Origin of the sequence: Lentimicrobium saccharophilum (assembly GCF_001192835.1) — a bacterium.
Classification (GTDB): domain Bacteria; phylum Bacteroidota; class Bacteroidia; order Bacteroidales; family Lentimicrobiaceae; genus Lentimicrobium; species Lentimicrobium saccharophilum.
In genome coordinates this window covers 691,062-711,663 of the sequence record NZ_DF968183.1, presented here as the reverse complement: position 1 = coordinate 711,663, position 20,602 = coordinate 691,062, and the positions used below count along the sequence as shown (strand labels likewise).

Annotated in this window: 14 protein-coding genes; 3 read left to right on the top strand and 11 right to left on the bottom strand. The window is 44.6% G+C overall.

All coding sequences use genetic code 11. The features are described 5' to 3' along the window. Nucleotides 1-60: 60 nt before the first annotated feature. Nucleotides 61-1,107 carry a tRNA (adenosine(37)-N6)-threonylcarbamoyltransferase complex transferase subunit TsaD gene (gene tsaD / locus TBC1_RS14810; RefSeq protein WP_062044615.1) on the top strand — a complete coding sequence of 349 codons (1,047 nt, stop codon included), beginning with the start codon at nucleotides 61-63 and terminating at the stop codon, nucleotides 1,105-1,107. 81 nt (nucleotides 1,108-1,188) lie between these two features. Here tsaD and TBC1_RS14805 read toward each other — a convergent pair whose 3' ends face one another. From TBC1_RS14805 to rlmB, 11 genes are all read right to left on the bottom strand, one after another. After that, entirely contained in the window at nucleotides 1,189-2,358 is a 1,170-nt protein-coding gene (locus TBC1_RS14805; RefSeq protein ID WP_062037726.1) for an IS256 family transposase, read from the bottom strand. A gap of 260 nt (nucleotides 2,359-2,618) precedes the next feature. Beyond that, entirely contained in the window at nucleotides 2,619-3,470 is an 852-nt protein-coding gene (locus TBC1_RS14800; protein WP_062044613.1) for a type 2 periplasmic-binding domain-containing protein, read from the bottom strand. Between the two features lie 2 nt (nucleotides 3,471-3,472). Beyond that, on the bottom strand, nucleotides 3,473-4,696 hold the full coding sequence (locus TBC1_RS14795; RefSeq protein ID WP_062044611.1) for an FprA family A-type flavoprotein: 1,224 nt from the start codon (nucleotides 4,694-4,696) through the stop codon (nucleotides 3,473-3,475). Between the two features lie 23 nt (nucleotides 4,697-4,719). Continuing rightward, nucleotides 4,720-7,398 carry a DNA gyrase/topoisomerase IV subunit A gene (locus tag TBC1_RS14790; RefSeq protein ID WP_082189654.1) on the bottom strand — a complete coding sequence of 893 codons (2,679 nt, stop codon included), beginning with the start codon at nucleotides 7,396-7,398 and terminating at the stop codon, nucleotides 4,720-4,722. Nucleotides 7,399-7,440: 42 nt separating this feature from the next. After that, nucleotides 7,441-9,510, bottom strand: coding sequence for a BatA domain-containing protein (locus TBC1_RS14785; RefSeq protein WP_137305766.1), 2,070 nt, complete (start codon nucleotides 9,508-9,510; stop codon nucleotides 7,441-7,443). Nucleotides 9,511-9,780: 270 nt separating this feature from the next. Further along, the gene (locus TBC1_RS14780) at nucleotides 9,781-10,236 is read right to left on the bottom strand and encodes a ferritin family protein (RefSeq protein WP_062044607.1); all 456 of its coding nucleotides are present in this window, start codon (nucleotides 10,234-10,236) and stop codon (nucleotides 9,781-9,783) included. A 148-nt stretch (nucleotides 10,237-10,384) separates the two neighbouring features. Beyond that, complete coding sequence (locus TBC1_RS14775) at nucleotides 10,385-10,840, bottom strand: ferritin family protein (RefSeq protein ID WP_062044605.1); 456 nt, start codon at nucleotides 10,838-10,840, stop codon at nucleotides 10,385-10,387. 260 nt (nucleotides 10,841-11,100) lie between these two features. Further along, on the bottom strand, nucleotides 11,101-12,438 hold the full coding sequence (gene gdhA, locus TBC1_RS14770; RefSeq protein ID WP_062044603.1) for an NADP-specific glutamate dehydrogenase: 1,338 nt from the start codon (nucleotides 12,436-12,438) through the stop codon (nucleotides 11,101-11,103). A 240-nt stretch (nucleotides 12,439-12,678) separates the two neighbouring features. Further along, nucleotides 12,679-13,347, bottom strand: coding sequence for a toxin-antitoxin system YwqK family antitoxin (locus TBC1_RS14765; protein ID WP_062044600.1), 669 nt, complete (start codon nucleotides 13,345-13,347; stop codon nucleotides 12,679-12,681). A 42-nt stretch (nucleotides 13,348-13,389) separates the two neighbouring features. Next, nucleotides 13,390-15,294 carry a glycosyltransferase family 39 protein gene (locus tag TBC1_RS14760; RefSeq protein ID WP_062044598.1) on the bottom strand — a complete coding sequence of 635 codons (1,905 nt, stop codon included), beginning with the start codon at nucleotides 15,292-15,294 and terminating at the stop codon, nucleotides 13,390-13,392. Nucleotides 15,295-15,319: 25 nt separating this feature from the next. Next, nucleotides 15,320-16,066 (bottom strand): 23S rRNA (guanosine(2251)-2'-O)-methyltransferase RlmB, encoded by a 747-nt coding sequence (gene rlmB / locus TBC1_RS14755; protein ID WP_062045617.1) that lies wholly within the window; start codon nucleotides 16,064-16,066, stop codon nucleotides 15,320-15,322. 192 nt (nucleotides 16,067-16,258) lie between these two features. Between rlmB and TBC1_RS14750 the strand changes: the two genes are divergently transcribed. Both TBC1_RS14750 and mnmH read left to right on the top strand, forming a co-directional pair. Beyond that, nucleotides 16,259-19,423, top strand: a complete 3,165-nt coding sequence (locus tag TBC1_RS14750) for a UvrD-helicase domain-containing protein (protein ID WP_062044597.1) — start codon at nucleotides 16,259-16,261, stop codon at nucleotides 19,421-19,423. 55 nt (nucleotides 19,424-19,478) lie between these two features. Further along, complete coding sequence (mnmH, locus tag TBC1_RS14745; protein WP_082189653.1) at nucleotides 19,479-20,537, top strand: tRNA 2-selenouridine(34) synthase MnmH; 1,059 nt, start codon at nucleotides 19,479-19,481, stop codon at nucleotides 20,535-20,537. The last annotated feature ends 65 nt before the right edge of the window (nucleotides 20,538-20,602 follow it).

Genomic DNA, 20,602 nt, shown 5'->3' with positions numbered 1-20,602 from the left:
ACCGCATAAGCAGATTTTCAGCGATGACGGTGAACTTTCAGTTGTTTTATCCGAAAAATTATGCCAATCTATATCCTTGGAATAGAATCTTCATGTGATGATACATCAGCGGCAGTTCTGAGTGATACTGAAGTTCTTTCGAATGTTATTGCCAATCAGCAGGTTCACTCCAACTTCGGGGGAGTTGTGCCTGAACTTGCTTCGCGTGCGCACCAGCAGAATATAATTCCCGTAATCCATGAAGCCATTCAAAGAGCGGGAATCAGAAAAGAAGAGTTAAGTGCCGTTGCCTTTACCCGCGGACCCGGATTGCTGGGCTCACTGCTGGTTGGTACTTCATTTGCCAAATCTTTTGCCTACGGTTTGAATATTCCGCTGGTGGAAGTAGATCATATGCAGGCTCACATTCTTGCTCATTTTATCAGGCCAAAGCTATCTGAGGAGCCGGTGCCGCAGTTGCCTTTCCTGTGTCTCACTGTTTCGGGCGGTCACACCCAGATTGTACGGATTGATGATTACTTTGAAATGGAAGTGATCGGACAGACCATCGATGATGCAGCCGGTGAAGCTTTTGACAAGGCCGCTAAAATCATGGGTTTGCCATATCCTGGAGGGCCTTTGGTAGATAAATTCGGCAAAACCGGAAATCCGAGGGCTTTTGGTTTCTCAAAACCCAACATTCCCGGGCTGGATTATAGTTTCAGCGGACTCAAGACTTCTTTTCTCTATTTTCTGCGTGACAGATTAAAGGAAGATCCTGATTTTATCGAGAAGAATAAGGAGGACCTTTGCGCCTCCATTCAGGATGCAATTGTCGGATCCCTGATGGAGAAATTATTGAAGGCTGTGGAGCAAACCGGCATACGACAGGTGGCGGTAGCCGGAGGTGTTTCAGCAAATTCGGCCTTGCGCAGGGCATTTATGGCACAACAGGAAGCGGGCGTAATACAGGCGTTTATACCTGAATTTCAGTTTACTACGGATAATGCGGCAATGATTGCAATTGCAGGCTATTTTAAATTTCTGAAAAGAGACTTTGCAGAATTTTCGGTTTCACCTTATTCGCGGGTAGTATCCCTTTTTGTGTGTAATGAGTTCTTCTTCTAAATTCAAAGGTATTCATTTTTTTTGTTTCAATTGAGAATGAATGGCAGCGGAACGAAGGCGTAGCCGAAGTGGAGCTGCCATTCATTCTTCCCAGTGAAATTTGTTTTGTTCATAATCAATCTTAGGGATCTTCCTTTGGTATGCTGATCTGGTCATAGCCACATATCCTAAAAGAAGAATAGTGGCATCTGGCCCTGGTAAAGCGCCGCGCATTCTTGTTGTTCGTTTATAGTCTCTGTTGAGCCGTTCTATCCAGTTGGTAGAATAAAGCATATTATGGGTTCTATAATCATATCCGAGGTAGGTGAAATTTAATTTATAGCGGTTATTTTCTCCCATCCTTTTTATCGACGGATAGTATTTCCCCCATTTACTGCAGAATTCTAGCCATCGTTGATATCCTTTCTCAACGGTATCATTGCGATCTCCAGTTCTCAGCACTTCTTTTAAATCTTCTGCAACCAGCGCTTTGTCTTTAGGCTTAATGTGTTTGTTTACATTGCGTTGCAGATGAATTGCACAAAGTTGAATCTCAGTTTCCGGGAACTGTCTCCATATGGAATCCTCAATAGCAGTAAGGCTGTCACATACAATTAACCCAATCTCTTTTAATCCTCTTTCTTTAAGTGACTGTAGCACGACCTCCCAAGCATTGGCACTTTCAGTCGGGAAATTAATTACTGCAAGCACCTCCCGGGTTCGATCGGCCCTGACTCCCAAAATCGTGTAATATCCTTCTTTGCTAACATGGTCAATTCGTCGGGTATAGATAAAGGTAGCATCTATCATTATAATGGGATAATACGGCTCTAAAGGACGTTGTAACCATGTCTGTACATCATTGCGGGCATAGTCGAACATGCGGCTTATCTGACTTGTGCTGTATTCTTTTCCGTAGATATCGCCAAATATCTGGCCTACTTGCTCTGTGGTTAATCCAGCACCATATAAATTAAAGGCAAGTTTGCGGCATTCTTCTTCCTGATCACGTAAAAGGCTTAATAGTATCGGGTAAAACTGCCCGTTTCGGCTTCGTGGCACTCTAAGCTCAATAATTTTTCCCCGACCAAATGTCCTTCGAGGTCTATACCCATTACTCATATCGCCATTTGTGGCGTTATGTTCTTCTCGTTCTGCTCGCATCATTGCTTCCAGGCTGAGCTTCTGTAATTCCTGTAAACCATTCTCTTTTATGGCGATTTCTTCCAAAATCTTTGTAACTTGCTCTTGTGTAAAGTGTAGGTTTTTCATCTTCTAAATTTTTAAGTTTCGCAACCTTAAATTTAGAAAAATCTCACTTTACACACTTTTTGGGATAGTATCTATTCGCGGTCCGGCAACCGTTAATAAACTGTCCCTCCCGATTTTATTCTGATTACGGCCGTAAATCTGACTTTTCAGGCTGTTTGCATTTATCTGGCGGAATGGATATAGCGGGGTAAACCGGCTTGCCGGCGTAAACTATTGCCTGTGAATTTGCCAGGTATGATTGTATTGAGAGAAATTTTCGTTTATTGGATTTCTGTAAAGCCTAATGACTTGCTTTTCCGGAGCACTCCGGAAACCCGGTCATAAACAATAATGTTTGCAGGTGTCTGCCCTTTCGGCATATTAAGTTTTATGTGTCTGTTTATTAAATAGTTGTGAAAATTCCCCGCGTTGAGATATCCCGTATTCCTTCCTGCTTCATAAACATCCGGAATTCTTAAGCTGTCAACCGAATAAAGGTATTTTACCTCCCCGGTAAGAGGGAAATAGCGGAAGTCAGATTCCGAGTAATCACTGATGGTTTCGCTGTTAAATACCACCCTGATTAAAGAGTCAGCGTGGTTTAAGCCTGACAATTCAAACCAGCTGTTAATATTGATTCCGGTGATGTAAAATTCATAGCGGTACAATTCGTCGTCGCTGAAACTTGCATGATCTTTAACCGGAATATAATACTCTTCCAGCTGAAGTTGGGCCAGGTTTACAATGATGCGATTGTCTCCCGAAGCAAGAAACGTATGTGAGTTATAATCTTTAAACACCTTATATCCCAATTGTCTCAGCCCGAAAGACAGTCCGTTCATATATCCGTCAATGAATGTTGAATCGCTGATATATTGAATTAACTCGGTATATTGCAGCAGCAGGACATTCCTGTTTTCTTTTGATAGTGAATCAATGTTTAAAGAATCTGGGACCTTAAAACCTTCTTTGAAAACTATGTCAGGGGAGATCAGCAATACGGATGTTGTTTCTTTTTTGCTCAGGTATTCACCTGCAAGCCTTCGCTCGATGCTGCAAGAGGATAGCATTGAGATAAGGCCGGTGAACAGAATCACCGGCACTATGATCCGTGAATGCAGTTTTTTAAGCATGTTTAAACGTTACTGTTGCATTTCAGGTTCTCAGCCATGGCTTTCCCGAATTTCAGGCCAAAAGTTCTGGCTTTTTCTTCTTCTGAAGCATCCGGTGAAAACCTGATAAACAAATTTTCATCAAAAAGTTTCAGTTTTAAATTGCTGAAGTTGGACTCGATCAGCGATGCACCTTCTCCGCTCCAGCCATAGGAACCAAAAGCAGCGGCCAGTTTACCGCGGTCGCGGATGGGATTGATCAGTGCAAAAACCTGGTAAATCTGGAGGAGAATATTTTGGTTTATGGTTGGTGATCCCAGTAATATCCCTGAAGATTTGGCAAGTTGTTCGTCGATGCTCCCGAGGCTGGCTTTTTCAATATCCATGACCTCGACCTCCAGATCACCTGATTCTCTGATACCCTCGGCGATGTGGCCGGCAAGATCACCGGTATTATGATAGGCTGATACATAGGCGATAAAGACCCTGTTCTTTACAGGATTCTCAATAGCTTCCAGCGCGCGTTTCTCTGACATATCAACAAAACGTTTCCAGTTGCTCCTGAGAATGGGGCCATGACCGGTGCAAATAGCAGAAATCTCAAGTGGTCTGATCTTCTCAATGGCTTTCAGCATGAATTTGCTGAATGGCTTAAGAATGACATCAAAATAATAATTAAAGGCATCGTCATAATTGCCAACCAGGTCATCGAACATAGCTTCGGAACAGTAATGTGCACCAAAGGAATCGCAGGTAAATAATACCTTATCCTCTTCGAGATAGGTATATATGGAGTCAGGCCAATGGAGATTGGGGGCATTGAAAAACCGGAGTGTTTTGTTGCCCAGCGAGAGGGTGTCTCCGTCCTTAACCTGCATCGATTTGAAATCAGAGCCAAACATGTCCTTCAGATACCTGAGCGCATTCCCGCTGCCAACAACGGTGGCTTCAGGAGCAAGCCTGAGCAGGTTTGCCAGATTGCCGGAATGATCCGGCTCGGTATGATCGAGGATAATATATTCGATTTCAGCCGGATTACAGACCTGCCTGATTTTTCGCTCGTAGGTTTCCCAAAATCTGAGTTTGGTCGTTTCTACAACGGCCTTTTTTTCAGCATTGATAAAATAAGAATTGTAGGTTGTTCCGTATTGTGTCTCCATTACCACGTCAAACGTTACAATGTCTTTGTCTAGCACTCCAATCCATTTAACATCGGCTGTAACATCAAGAACTTTGTTGTCAGTCATTTTTTTAAACAGTTTTATGAATTTTAAAAATCTATGGTCATCTGAATGGCATCCTCGTCGGGCGGAGCCTTGCGTTCACGGGGCGGCAATTCTATATCCCTGGTTTCCTGCCCCTCATCTGTTACCGGTGGAACTGTGGACGCCATTTCTTCAGCAGGGATGTAAGGCAGGGGATCAAGTTGATTTATTTTCTTCACTGCATGTGTTGTAAGTCTTTTACCCTTAGCCCTGTAACTCTTCACATCAATAAATCCGGCAGCTTCAATTTCCATGTTATCGATCACCTTGTTGTTCAGTTTATCATCAAACACGATATTGAATCTTGGCAGCCAGTCTGTTGAAACACTGACAAGCTTTGTTTCAGGCTCCTCGCCGAGAAAATCTGTTTTCTTGTCGGATGGCTCTACCAGGAACCGCTTGAGATAATAGAACTGTTTTTCACCGTTGAAATAAACCACACTGACAGGCTTTTCCGGATTAAACTTTTCAATAATCAAAAGGTCTTCGTCGAAATGATTGGCAAGGTCGAAGTTGAAAAGCCGGTAATGCCCTGATTGTGTAATGGCGAGTATTTTATCATCACCCGAAAATGCACCCATCAGCCTGCCGCGGCCTTCGGTGTTCAGCCGGCGGATTGAATCATCGAACCAGATGTCGCGGGCTCCCAGGGTTGATATGCCGGCCTCAGCCTGGCTGATCTTTTTCACTGCATATTTAGTAAGAATATTGCCCTGTGAATTTCTCCCTTTTATAGCAAGCTCGCTAAAATCAAAATCAAAGACCGGCTTTTTCAGTTTAGGCCTGGGCTTCAGGTTTACTTTCACCAGTTCTGCTTCCCCGTTGGGATTAGCGGTGAAGTAAAGGACTTTTGATCCGGCAGTTCCCTTCGTGAGGCTGTATTCTTTGTCACGCGTGATGCCCACAACCGCAAACCGTTTCACATAAGCTGCTCCGTTTTTGCCATCCTGGTAAATCAAGTTGTAGATGGTACGTTCATCATTTTTTCTGAAAACGTCGATATGAATGATGTGCTCTCCTACAAACACCTTTTCAGCGACCTTTGTAACGATGAAAGTGCCATCTTCCCTGAACGCGATAATATCGTCAATGTCGGAGCAATCGCAAACGTATTCATCTTTCTTCAGGCCCGTACCTGCAAAGCCTTCCGCCCGGTTTACATAAAGCTTCTGGGTGGCTGCGGCAACCATCACCGCTTCAATATTGTCGAAACTTCTCAGTTCGGTGCGCCTTTCCCGTCCCTTTCCGAACTTTCTCCGGATGTTCTTAAAATACTCGATGGCATATTCGGTCAGATTGGCAAGGTAATGTTCCACCTGGGCTTTCTCATCGTTGAGATTGTTAATCAGCTCATCGGCTTTAAAAGCATTGAATTTCGAAATCCGCTTGATTTTTATTTCAGTGAGCCGCAGGATGTCATCGATGGTAATTTCCCTGTAAAACTGGGGTTTATAAGGTTCAAGTCCCTTGTCGATGGTCTTAATTACATCGTCCCAGCTTGTACATTCTTCAATATCCCGGTAAATCCGGTTCTCAATAAATATTCTTTCAAGCGAAGCATATAGCAGGCTTTCAAGTAATTCCTGACGCCTGATCTCAAGCTCCATCTTAAGCAATTCAACTGTTTTTTCAGTCGATTCTATCAAAATCTGTTTTACACCAAGAAACCTTGGTTTGCCATCGCTGATTACGCAGTTATTGGGAGAGATCGAAATTTCGCAATCGGTAAAAGCATAGAGTGCATCAATGGTAGTGTCGGGCGATATGCCGGGAACCAGGTGGATCAGTATTTCGACGTTCTGAGCTGTGTTGTCATCTATCTTTCTGATTTTTATCTTCCCTTTTTCATTGGCATTTATGATGGAATCAATCAGGCTTTCTGTGGTAACGCCAAATGGAAGCTCACTGATAATCAATGTTTTTTTGTCATATTGACTCACTTTGGCCCTGAGCCTGACTTTACCTCCCCTGAGGCCGTCGTTGTACCTGGAGCAGTCGGCAAGACCTCCTGTGGGGAAGTCGGGCAACAGTTCAAAATCTTTTCCCTGCAGAATTTTTATGGATGAATCAATCAGCTCGATGAAATTATGAGGCAGTATTTTGGAGGCCAGCCCTACTGCAATACCTTCCACACCCTGGGCCAGCAGAAGGGGAAATTTTACCGGCAATGTAACCGGCTCTTTATTTCTCCCGTCGTAAGAAAGTTTCCACTTTGTTGTTTTAGGGTTAAAAACGACCTCAAGGGCAAATTTACTCAGTCTGGCTTCAATATACCTTGGTGCGGCGGCACTGTCACCGGTGTGTATATTGCCCCAGTTCCCCTGTGTGTCTATCAGCAGGTCTTTTTGCCCCAGTTGAACCAGCGCATCGCCGATGGAAGCATCGCCATGCGGGTGGTATTTCATGGTGTGACCGATGATGTTGGCCACTTTGTTATAACGACCATCATCAAGTTCATCCATTGCATGGAGCAGACGGCGCTGTACCGGCTTCAATCCGTCGATAATTTCAGGAACGGCCCTTTCCAGAATGACATATGAAGCATAATCCAGAAACCAGTTTTCATACATGCCCGAAAGGTGGACAGTTTTATGCATCTCGGCCGGATCTGCTCCGGATTGTACTTCCGGAATTTCCTCCGGCTGAAATTCTTCTGATCCGTTATTCAAACTATTCTCTTCCATTTGATTTTATTGCTATCCCGGTGCCCCGGCGAAGATAAACTATTAACCTTCCGTTTTGTATGTTTTTCTGAAAAACCGCAGCAACAGTACCTCGGCTATGATTGCAAGAAGTGCGGCAATGATAAACCATTTCCAAAGCTTCTTCCCGGAGTTGCCTTCTGAAATTATTTTACCGACATCCTTCTTTCCGGTTTCCAGCAGTTCCATTCCCGGAATTCCGGCAACAAGTTGCTGTAGTTCTTCCATGCCGGCGGTTCTGAGATCTGATTCTTTACGGTTGATATTGAAAGCCAGCGTGCCAACCTGGTTGTCCCCGTCCATAATGTAATAAAACCCTGCCTTTTCAATCTGGTCATTTACATAAATAAAACTCCGGCCATCAATGCTTCTGAATTCAGGGATGAACTCGTAATCTCCGTTTTCGTTCCTGATTTTAAATACACGCTCTCCTTCGGGTCGGATGGTGCCGGCATTTATTCCCCTGTTGCCGCTGGTATAGTACATAAACGGCTGAATATCTTCACTCTGGAATGCAATATTCAGCATAACAGGCACGAAAATAGCATGCCGGGGGAAGTTCCCTGCCTGATCGGAAAGCGGGATGGCACTCAGGTAAACCTTGCCGTTGCCGCTGGGAAAAACGGTCAATAACGGATCTCCGTTATCAAGACTGATCAGCGTTTCGCTTTTGCCGCCAGAACTTTGCTGAATGCCAAAATGCTTCAGGATTGTCGGGAGGTCGATGTTATTTTCTTTCAGGGTGTTTTTCTCAAATACATCCCTCAGTACAGGGTGGTTGGTATTCAGGGAGGATATTTTGCTTTGTGCAGAATCAATTTCCCGGTAAAGATCGGAGCCAGGTTCGGATAGCAGCATGTTTAAGTCTGCAGGTTTTGAGGATAAGGAAGGGAAGATCAACAGATTGCCCCCCTGCTTTATATATCTGCCCAGTTCCTGCACGGCACCGCTCGGGATGGTTTTCAGGTTGTTAAGGATAATCAGCCGGTAGGATGGGAGGGAGGAATAATCAATCTGCCGGTCAGATATATTGTCAAGGTGCAGGATTGAATCCAGCCCGAAAACAGGAACCAGATACTTGTTATATGCTTCGTTCTGGTTGACGGCCAGCACGGGTATATGCTCAGATACCTTGAAAGTAAAGTAATAATTGTCGTCGAAGGTTACGGGATAGTCATTGATTTCAGCAACAGCCTTAAAAACTCCCGCGTCAGGATTGCTAAAGGAGAGGTTTACCATAGCACTGCCTTCAGCCGGAATGTCAACTGCTGCAACTGCACGTTGCGATCCGTTGATCACAAGTCTTACGGGGATTTTCTGAACATCATTTTCCGAATTATTCCTTATTCTTATGCGCAGATCAGCAATCTGGTTGATTCTGAGTACAGGATTTTCGAACCAGCAGGTATCGATGTAGAGGTTTCCGGTTTGTTTCCCCTGAACGGGAATAAGGTAGGAGCTGTAGCCGGATGTGCTGTCAGGAACTTTCCTAAGCAGGGTGCTTTGCTGAAAGTCGGAGATAATATAAGCTATGGCGAAAGAAGCTCTCTGCCTGTAAAAAAGATCACGCTGCCTCGAATCTATTTCTGAAAGGGTTCTTACGGCAGGACTCACAGCAATTTCCCTGACAGACTGTATAAACTCATCCCGGCTGACAAACCTCTGATGCCGGCCCTCAAAATCGTTGGTCAGCAGTTGGAAGCGATCATCAGCATCAAATGCGGTTGCAATCCTGATGGCTTTGTTCCGGGCTTCATCTATAAGCCGGCCCTCATCACCGCTTGTTTCCATGCTAAAGGAATTGTCGATAAAGACACTGACCGCATTTACCTTTCCGAAATTTATTTTTCTGTCCGAAGGAATATAGGGCTGGGCAAATGCAAGCACAAGAAAAATAATGGTAAATATTCGTGTAGCAAGTACCAGATAGTGAAGCAATTGAGACTGTTTTCGGGTACGCAGCTGAAACTGGCTGAGTAATCTAACATTGCTGAAATAGATCTTTTTGTATTTCCTGAAATTAAACAGGTGAATGGCAATCGGGATCAATACCGCCAGAAGACCGAAAAGAATATTGGGATAGATAAATTGCATAGATGCCTGACTGCCGGAGCCTTTATTACCTTGCAAAATTAAACAAATCCACCATTATTTGAAGGCCGGTCTTCGGCCATAATTAAAAAAAGCCCGTATTTGCACACGGACCTGTCCCTGATAATATGAATTTCCTGCTACGGATAAGGTTACCGGAAATAAGCTCCATTATGGTGATTTTCCGGTATATACCCGCTGGCCCCTGATAAGACTTATATTCTGACCACTCAGGGACTTAGATAGTCAATAATTTTTGAAATCAGCAATGATTCAGCAATAGATCAGCAACGACTCATTGTATTCCACTTCCACACCTTGTCTGTGCTTTGCTTCCTTATGGGCAAGTGTTCTTAAGATGTTCGAAGATTCTTCATCAGGCGATTTGGATGAAAGTTCAAGGAAGAGCCTGAACGAAGACCTGGCTTTCCGCATGGCAATAACCAGTGCTTCGGAATAATTCGGATCTTCCTTGCCGGCATTGGCTGCATGGCAGTCGTAAAGCTCAAGGCTGAAGGGAAAGCCGGCTGCCTCCGTTTCTGCAAATGAGTATCTGATCCTCGACAAACTTACCATTTGTGCGTATTCTTCTCTGGCATATTGACTGAATAGCCGTTTGATTTTGTTGTTGCGCGCCTGGTTTGACAGACGGGAATAGAATTCGGCACATTCTTTGGCTGAATTGATGGCGTAATGCAGTGCATCATCAAATGATCTGAAAGTCTTCATGGTGCATAAGGTTGACAGGTTAGCTTAATTATTGGTTAAGGAAATCAGCTGAACATATTTATTAATATCCGATCATCTGATAAGTAACTGCCTGATCAAAAAAAAAGCCTGGAAATTTTTCCAGGCTAATTTATTTGACTTCAGAGATTTAGTTTTCCCTCAGTACATGCTGGTCATACTCAATCTCAAACCGTAGTTTGTGCTTGGATTCTTCCTGTGCAAGCGTCATAAAAACATCTTTTATATCCTGGTTATCTGTCCTTTCGGCAAGGTCAAGGTAAAGTCTGAAGGCGGCTTTTTCCTTTTTCATGGCAACGACCAGGGCTTCGGCATAGGTAAGGTCCGGTCCCGGGAAAATGTCAACAAGGTAATCGCTGATTTTTAGGTTATTTACTTTTTCAGTGCTGATCATAATCTGGCCTGAATCGCGGATACTGATCAGCCTCGCTTTATGCGACATTTCTTCATGGGCAAATTGGGCAAAAATCTGCTTCATTTCCTGGTTTCTTGCCTGCCCTGACAATCTCGTGTAAAAATCAACCGATTCTTGTTCGGAATTTATCGCGAAGTGCAGGATTTCATCAATATTGTTGAAATTTTTCATGGTTCCGTTTCATTGGTTCAGGGCAAAAATATAAATTTCAAACACTTCTGTGAAATATTATTTCATACGCAGATACTTCTAAACTTTAAGATAACATCTTTCTATGGTGAGTGTAAATAATTGTAAATTAATGATATATCAATATTTTCATGCCATTCCTGCATGCCATAAGAGCAAAACTTTCAGTGATTTACGTAAAAAAAAGCCCCGGCAACAAGCCGGGGCAAAGGTTATCAGCAATAAAGTATTCACAGAGGGAATCAGATAACACCCTGATCGAGCATAGCGTTGGCAACTTTGAGGAAGCCGGCAACATTGGCCCCCTTCACATAGTTAACATAGCCGTCGGCCTGTTTGCCATTTTTCACGCACTGGTTGTGAATTTCCTTCATGATCTGGTGCAGGCGCATATCAACCTCTTCTGCGGTCCAGCTGAGTTTCATTGAGTTCTGTGTCATTTCAAGGCCTGAGGTTGCGACACCGCCGGCATTTACAGCTTTACCCGGGCCGAACATGATCCTGTTTTCAATGAATAAATTGACAGCATCGGGCGTTGATGGCATATTGGCTCCTTCAGCAACACAGATAACGCCGTTGGCGATGAGTGCTTTTGCATCATCCAGGCCAAGCTCATTCTGTGTAGCGCAGGGGAGGGCAACGTCACACTTAACTTCCCAGGGGCGTTTGCCCTGATGGAACTGGGCATTCGGGAATTCATAGGAATAAGGTTTTACGATATCCTGGTTCGAAGCCCTGAGTTCAAGCATGTAATCGATCTTAGCTCCGGAAATTCCGTCGGGATCGTAAATATATCCGTCGGGACCTGAAATGGTAACTACTTTGCCGCCAAGTTCATTCACTTTGGTTACAGCGCCCCAGGCAACATTGCCGAATCCGCTGATGGCGACAGTCTTACCTTTGAAATCCTGGCCTTTGGTCAAAAGCATTTCCTGTGCAAAGTAAACAGCGCCAAATCCGGTAGCTTCCGGCCTCATGATGCTGCCACCCCAGTTACGGCCTTTTCCGGTCAATACGCCGGTGTGCTCTGAAGCCAGTTTCTTGTACATACCATACAAGTAGCCGATTTCGCGTCCGCCAACCCCGATGTCACCTGCTGGAACATCGGTTTCGGGACCGATCATCTTCCACAACTCAAGCATGAATGACTGGCAGAAACGCATGATTTCGGCATTCGATTTTCCCTTGGGATCAAAATCACTTCCGCCCTTGCCACCGCCCATCGGCAACGTGGTAAGACTGTTCTTGAATATCTGCTCGAAACCGAGGAACTTAAGGATGCTGAGGTTAACACTCGGGTGGAACCTGAGCCCTCCCTTGTAAGGTCCGATGGCGCCGTTGAACTGTACCCTGTAACCAAGGTTAACATGAACTTTGCCATTGTCGTCTACCCAGGGAACTTTAAAAGTTAAAATCCTGTCCGGCTCAACGATGCGCTCAATGATACCGGCTGATTCAAACTGTGGGTTCTCGTTGTAAACTTCTTCAATCGACTCAAGAACCTCGCGTACTGCTTGCAAGTACTCAACTTCACCCGGATGTTTTTTCTCCAGGTCCGACATGATTTTTTCCAGATTCATCTTGTGGATGTTTAAGGATGATTAATTTATGTGAATTTTGTAACAGTGTTAACTAAATAACAGGGCAAATTTATGCCATAAAAAATGATATTTCCAAATTAATCAGAAAAAGAATTTTTTACTCCATTAACGCCCCGTCAATAAAGCTAAATTTTTCTTTTTCAGGTAGTTTAGACTGATTCTAAACGCAGTGCGACCGGGCTTGTTCAGGTACGTTGCTTATCCGTCAATTGGTGAGGCTTATTCCTCTTTTTCAGAGGTAACTATGGGTACATCATCGATATATTCAACCGAATCAACGACAGTGCCTTCCTGATTGTATATCTTTTCTGTACCGTTTCTCAGGCTGTTCCTGTATGGAATTTCTTTCCAGAGCTTTCCGTTCAGATGAAACGCCCGCTGTACTCCGCTCCCCATTTTATAGGAGCCTTCTCCGATTTTAAAACCGAATTCATTGTAATACACCCATTCTCCATCAAACATTCCGTCTTTATAGGAACCTTCAATCATCAGTCCGCCATTTTCATGGTACATTCTGTATGGGCCATGCAGGGTGTCGTTTTTATAGGTTTTCTCTTCAATCTTTGCCCGCTGCTCATTCCACCTTACCGAAGCGCCATTCCTCTTCCCGCCCTTGTACATTTCTTCTGATTCCTTACGCCCGTTGTAATGCCAACGCGTAGTTATCCCTTCCGGTTCACCGTTTTTGTATTCCACTTCCAATTCCTTACTGCCGTTTATATAGTACCAGGTGCTGGTTCCGTGAGGCTTTTTCCATTTGTATTGTCTGACAGATTTAATTTTTCCATCGGGGTAACTTTCCGTTTTTTCGCGCTGACAGGAACTGAAAGTGATCAGCATGATTCCTGCGATCAGGGTAAAATAGAATGGTTGTTTTATTTTGGTCATGATGGGTTAAATTATCAGAATTGTAACGGATCCGTGGCCGTTTTATTTGCGTGTCTGGTTGGCTGATGTGCCCGAATGTTCAGGAAAAGGTTCTGTGAAAATAGTTAATGATCTTATTTCCAGTTCAGTCTTTTGGGGATTCCAGACATAAATTTTCATTTTTTTATGATAAAGATCATTTTCCGGAACCGGAATGCTAAGCCTGACTGAACTGATGCTGTCGGCAAGCGTAAATAGATCAAATTTCGAAGCTGTCCACAAAAGTGTTTTTCCATCTTCTTCGTGGAATGAAGCGACCAGCATCGCACCGCTCAGCTGTTCTTTTGCCCTGACTTCAACAGAGGCAGCTAACTGATCATCGGAATCATAAGGTAGCTCACTGAGTTTTCCTTCATAGCCGGGATAAAATTCGGGGAAGGAACCCGGATCAGGGTTATCGGTTTGCAACAATGAAAAGTACAGCGTTTTGGTTTTTTCGTTTTTGCAGGATGAGTGATTTTTGTCTGAAAAAAGCGTAGCATCTGAAAGCCCGCTGAAATTACGGGTTTCAACTATGCATGGAAACCTGGCAAGTATCATATCCCTGATTTCAGGCGGCACGGGTTTGGTCCAGGCATAAGCAAACAGTGGGGTGTCAGCTTCGTCGAGTATCTTTTTAAGCGCTTCCAGGTCAGAACCCCCACGGTTGTCATATTGGCTGAAAGTTGTCCCGCATGCATCCTCCTGGTTCATGTAAAACTCAATATACCATGGGTTATTTACACTGATAGCCCTGGTGATGTTACCCGGGCCGTAAGTTTGGTTCCAGGAGCAGATCGCCCGGGCTACCCCCCGGAATTCACCGAAATGCTGCCTGCTGTAATATTTGTTAATAAATACTGTTTGAGAAATGCCCGCGACAAGCAACAGGCTTGTCATAACCAAAACCAACCGTTTAGGTATGCCGGCGGAAAAAGAGAAGAGAAACCCAAGGAGAAACGGAAATGAAAAAATCAAAACACTATCCTGAAGAACCGGATTAACCCACCGGGAATAAATAAATCCGGTAATCATGGGCAGTATAAAGAATAGAAGAGACAATGCCCTTAAAATACTGATATTTGGTTCTGACTTAAAGTAACGAGCCTGAATAATTATTATTAAAACAACCAGCCCGGCAATCAGCAGGGAGTTGTTGAAAACTGAGGCGATGTGCAGCAGAGGCCAGTTCCAGGCCGGCTTTGCCAGCCAAAGGCCCACGCCGCCAATACTCAGATGGTTGAGGGTTATTGTAATATGTGGGCTGAACAACACGGCCGCAAGTACACCAGCACCTGTATAATAATAGATCCTGTCCTTTTTCATCAGGAAAAGACCGGATAGACCTGTGATCAGCGCGAGCAGGAAACTGAAGTAATGCGTGTACATGCACGCCGTGGCACTCAGGGCGTAAGCGAATGCAATGATAATCCCGGGTTTTTCATCAAAAAGCAATTTGGTCCAGTACCAGGCCATGATCATGCAAAAAGTCATTCCGACTCCGTAAGGCCGGGCAATCTGGCTATAGAGAAGCGGAAAAGCCAGAAAAGCAACAAAAGCCCCGGAAAATAATCCTGCGGCCTGTCCGAACCAACGGGTGAATAATTTAATGGTGACCCAGATTCCAAATGCACCGGCCAGTGCAAACGGAAGACGAACAGCCCATTCGTTCATTCCTGCCAATTTTACCCAGTAATACAGGAACACCTGAATGCCTCCGGGATGACCATCCACGTAAAAGCCTTTACTCACCAGGTCGCTGAACGAGGTGAACCTTACCCTGCTCAGCGCGCTTAACTCGTCATTGGAATAGGAGAAATCAAGATGGAGCAGGCGCAGTACCAGACCCGATAAAACGATAATCATTGCCAGCAGCAGAAATTGCCGGTCCGGGAGATTGTTTTCAGCTGTCTGGCTTAATTTCCTCATAAATTATTCCGACTGGCAAATTGAATTACCCTGCAGTGGTTTGCTGACGCAATGCTTCAAAAAGAAGGATACCGGCTGCAACAGAAACATTGAGTGAACCGGTACTGCCTTTCATCGGGATGTTTACGACCTGATCACACTTTTTCAGGTATTCGGGAGATACGCCATCCTCTTCGGATCCCATGATCAGGGCCACAGGGCCAGTGAGTGAGGCGCCGTAATAAGGCGTTTTTCCCTTTTCGGAAGCAGCTACAATACTCAATCCGCTGGATTTAAGATAATCTATGGTATTTTTAAGGTTGGGGCTGCGATGGACAGGGATATTCGCCAGGGCGCCGGCTGAGGTTTTTACAGCATCGGCGTTTACAGGTGCGCTCCCTTTTTCCGGGATAATGAGGCCATGAGCGCCTGCACATTCTGCTGACCGCGCTATAGCACCAAGATTTCTTACGTCTGTAATCCGGTCAAGGATAATGAAAAACGGCGTTTCACCCATTTCATAAATTGAAAGCAACAGGTTCTCCAAAGGCTGAAAAATGATGGGGGAGACAAAACAAACCACACCCTGATGATTCCCTTTGACCAACCGGTTGAGTTTTTCAACAGGGACATATTGAAAAGGGATGTTGAACTCATTGATCAGTTTTCTCAATTCAGGCAACAATTCACCTTTCAACCCTTGCTGAAGCATCAGCCTGTCGATTTCCTTGCCGGCACTGATCGCCTCAATTACCGGACGCATGCCGTAAATTAGGGTGTTGTCTTTTGTCATTTTAAGGATAATTTGCCTGCAAAGATAAGTTTTTGCCCGCTGCATGCAAGCAGGTTACGGTACCCCCGGATCAGGGGTTCAGAATGTGGAAGTCGTTTGCGCTTAGTTGCCGGTAACTTTGCGGAATATTTTAATCCGTAATGGCATGAAACATCTGCAAGAACTTGCTAATTTTGGCTTTTAACCTGAACTATGAATAATTTCCTGGTTTACAGATCTTCGGCCGGATCAGGTAAAACATATACGCTGATGCGTGTCTATCTCTCTATTGTGCTGAAAGATCCTCACCGTTACCGTAACATCCTTGCGATCACATTCACCAATAAGGCCGCCAATGAGATAAAGCAAAGAATATTGTCAAACCTTAAAGTGGTTTCCGGGCTTCAAGCGGGCAGTATTCCTCCAAAGTATGAGCATCTGGTCAGATCTCTTTTGGAGGATACCGGGCTTCAGCCGGATGAACTCAGTGACCGGGCAGGTAAGGTTCTCTCCCTGATACTGCATAATTACAGCGATTTTTCGGTCTCCACCATAGATAGTTTTGTTCACAGGATTATCAGGGCGTTTTCATTTGACCTCAAGCTTTCCATGAACTTTGAAGTGGAAATGGATACCGGGATGCTGCTTGAACTTGCCGTAGAGGACATGCTGGCAGCGGCGGGTACAGAGAGTAACCTGACTGAAATCCTTGTTAACTTCATAAGGGAAAGAGCTGAAGAGGATGAAAGCTGGCAGATTGACAGGACACTGCTTGACTTTTCAAAAAACCTGTTTCGTGAAGATGCCGCCAGGCTTCTGCCAGATTCAGGAAGCATAGATGCCGCACAGGTTAAACATTTTGCCGGGGCAATCCGCAGGGTAATCAATGAATATCAGGAGACGCTGACTGCCTTTGGAAAACAAGCCATGTCGCTGATTGCCGGGTACGGCCTGGGTGCAGATTTATTCTACCAGAAATCCAGAGGGATTTATGGCTTTTTCGATAAACTGGCTAACGGAAATGTTGATGCGGAAATCAACAGTTTCGTAAGAAAGACAATTGAAAATAATGAATGGCTCAGCAGTGATGGTAAAAAAGCACGCGAAGGGGCTGCAGTGACGGCTATTTCGGAAACGCTGGCATCAATTTTTTATCAGGCAGAAAATAAAATCAGCCAGGAGGAAGGCCGGATTATTCTGTTGAAGATGGTCCTGCGGCAGCTTTATCCCATGTCGGTGCTCAGTGAGTTGAGAGGCAGGCTTGAAAAAGTCAAAAATGAGCGGAATGTGGTTCCGATCTCTGAATTTAACAGGATCGTTGCCGATATTGTGATGGAAGAGCCGGTTCCTTTTATTTATGAAAGAATTGGTGAGCGGTACCGTTATTTCATGATTGATGAATTTCAGGATACTTCAGTTTTGCAGTGGATGAATCTGATGCCTTTGCTTGAAAATTCGCTTTCGCAGGATGGATTGAATATGATTGTCGGTGATGGCAAGCAGGCTATTTACCGTTTCCGCAACGGAGATGTGAACCAGTTTGTGCGTTTACCGGAAGTAGATAATCCTCAGGGCAACCCGGTTATTGCTCAACGCACGGCAGTGCTCAAACGCGAATACAAACATGCAAGACTTGCAGACAATTTCAGGTCGCGCCGTGAAATCGTTGATTTTAACAACCGTTTTTTCAGTCATATAGCCCCGCTTTATCTTGATGAAAGTAAAACGGTTTATCATGAAGGGGAACAGGGATATGACCCGGATAACCGTGGTGGAAAGGTTCAGATAGAGTTTTACGACGGTGATGATCAGATGTACGATGACCATACAATTAACAGGGTGTATGAGCTGATTCAGTCGCTGTGCTATGAAGGTTACAAACCCGGCGATATTGCAGTGCTTTGCCGGTCAAACAAAGAGTCTTCCGGAATTGCTGTTTTTCTCAACAGCCAGGGCGTTAAGGTTGTTTCTGCTGACTCTCTTTTATTGAAAAATTCTGCTGAAGTAAATTTCCTGGTCAATTGTCTGGAGTTACTCAATGACCCGGGACGGGAGATTAACCGGATTGCCATCACTGAATACCTTTGGGAGAATCATCTGATAGGGAGGGAAGCCAGATCTGAGGTTTTCCGTCAGGCACGAAGTCATCAATCCTTTCTGAACCTGCTGGAGCACTCGGGAAGGCGTTTTGATGTTGCCAATCTCAGGGATATGTCTCTTTTTGATAAGGTTGAAGAGATCATCCGGATTTTCGGTTTGCATGAACGTTCTCCGCTTTATCTGCAGTTCTTCCTTGATGAGGTGCTTGGTTTTACTTCGACGCGGCCGGGCAGTATTCCCGGGTTTCTTGAATACTGGTATACACAGCGTGATAAATTATCGGTTGTATTACCTGCAGGCGATGATGCTGTTCAGGTGATGACCATTCATAAATCCAAAGGACTGGAGTTTCCCGTGGTGATTTTCCCTTTTGCCAGTAAGAGTGCAGGAGGGAGAAATAAGTCAACAGTCTGGGTGCCATTCAGTGATGCAGCCATCCCAGGGCTGTCAAGTGCCTGTCTGAAACTGGAAAGCCGGCTTGAAAAGACACAGTATTCCGGTCTTTATACCACGGAAGAAGATAAAAAGAGACTGGATCTGCTTAACCTGGTTTATGTAGCTTTTACCCGGCCTTCGGAGAGGTTGTATGTATTATCGGGAAAGCTGTCTGACAAAACTGAAAAAATCGGATCGGTTACGGATATGCTGACAAGTTTTCTTGAATTTTCGGGTGAACTGAAGGTGGGAAAACTAATCTATAATTTTGGGGATGGCGCGCAGGTTGGAGGCCATAAATCTGATAACATTAATCAAGGGCTGAAAGCTGAGTTTTACTCTCAACCCTGGGCTGAACGGCTTGTTTTTGCTGCCAGGGCTCCTTTTTTCTGGAATGCGGATGAGCCTTCCTCGGCAATAATGGCCGGTAATCTGCTTCATTATGCTTTGTCGTTGGTTCATGATTACAGGGATAAAGACGGAGTAATCGGTTTGCTTGTCAATAATGGAATGATTGATGCTGCTTCGTCTGAAAAAATCGGAGAATTGATGGAAAAGGTCCTGGTGCATCCGAAGTCACGGCATTTTTTCGATGGAGACGGAGAAGTATATGCAGAAGCTGAAATCTTAACCCCGGAAGGGAAATCATACCGCCCTGACCGGGTTATATTACACAGGGATCATACAGATGTGGTCGATTTTAAAAGCGGCAGGAGGGAGGAATATCACGATTTTCAGGTCAGAAATTACGCTTCCCTGCTTCGTGATATGGGGTATCCCGAACCTGTGGCATGGCTGTTATATTTTAATGAAGAGGTTGATGTTGTCAGGGTTGAGTGTTAAATTATGAAATTTTATATTTCGGATACGGAGGTTCTTTTTAAGGTATTTTTGCACCATGGTTAGTATCGTCCGGCCCGAATGGTTGTTTTGTGAGCGGAAGGATTTACCGCTTATCGATGTCAGATCTCCGTCTGAGTTCCTGCAGGGGCATCTTCCGCATGCTGTCAATATTCCCTTGTTTACTGACGAAGAGCGGGCTGTTGTGGGAACAAGATACCACGATGCCGGCAAGGATGCAGCCTTACTGGTAGGTCTTGAATTTGCAGGCGCAAAACTACCGGAATATGTCAAAAGGCTGAATAAAATTACCAAAGGGAAAAACAGGGAAATTATTCTTTATTGCTGGAGAGGGGGAATGCGCAGTTCGTCACTGGCATGGTTGTTCAGTACTGCGGGTTATCATGCCCGGGTAATTGAGGGTGGATACAAGGCCTGCCGGTCTTATATCAGGCAACATTCCGGCAAAGGATCTCCCATGCTTGTGCTTGGCGGTATGACCGGATCCGGGAAAACGGATATAATCCATGAACTAGACAGGTTGGGTGAACAGATAATTGATCTTGAAGGAATTGCGCATAACAGGGGCTCCGTTTTTGGCCATCTGGGTCAATTGCCGCAGCCAACCAACGAGCAGTTTGAGAATAATCTTTTTGATGCCTGGAGTAAACTAGATCCGTCAAAACCAGTCTGGATTGAAGATGAAAGCCGTTCAATCGGGACCGTGAGCCTGCCGGGGCCGTTTTTTGAGCAAATGAAAAGAAGTCAGCTTGTCATGCTCCGGGTTCCTTTTAACATCCGTGTTGCGCGATTATGTAATGATTATGCGGGATTTGAAAAGAACTCCCTGCTTGATTCGCTTGGAAAAATTGCACAGGCAATAGGCGGCCAGGGGATTGCCGACGCGCAAAGGCATATTCTGGCCGGAAACTTTGCTCCGGCGATCATGCTTGTGCTTGCTTATTATGATAAAACTTATCAGAAAGCAATGTTAAAATATAACGAAAGGTATGTGAATGAGCTAAACACTGACACCGGAGACCCTGTGTACAATGCTTTGCTGCTGAAACAGATTTTGCCTGATCTAATTGTAAATGCTGAGTCCCGGGCAGTCTGAAACGGCGCCGGCTTACCTTGTCAGCCTCATCAGAAGAATACGGTCATTCATCCTCAATTTTTTTC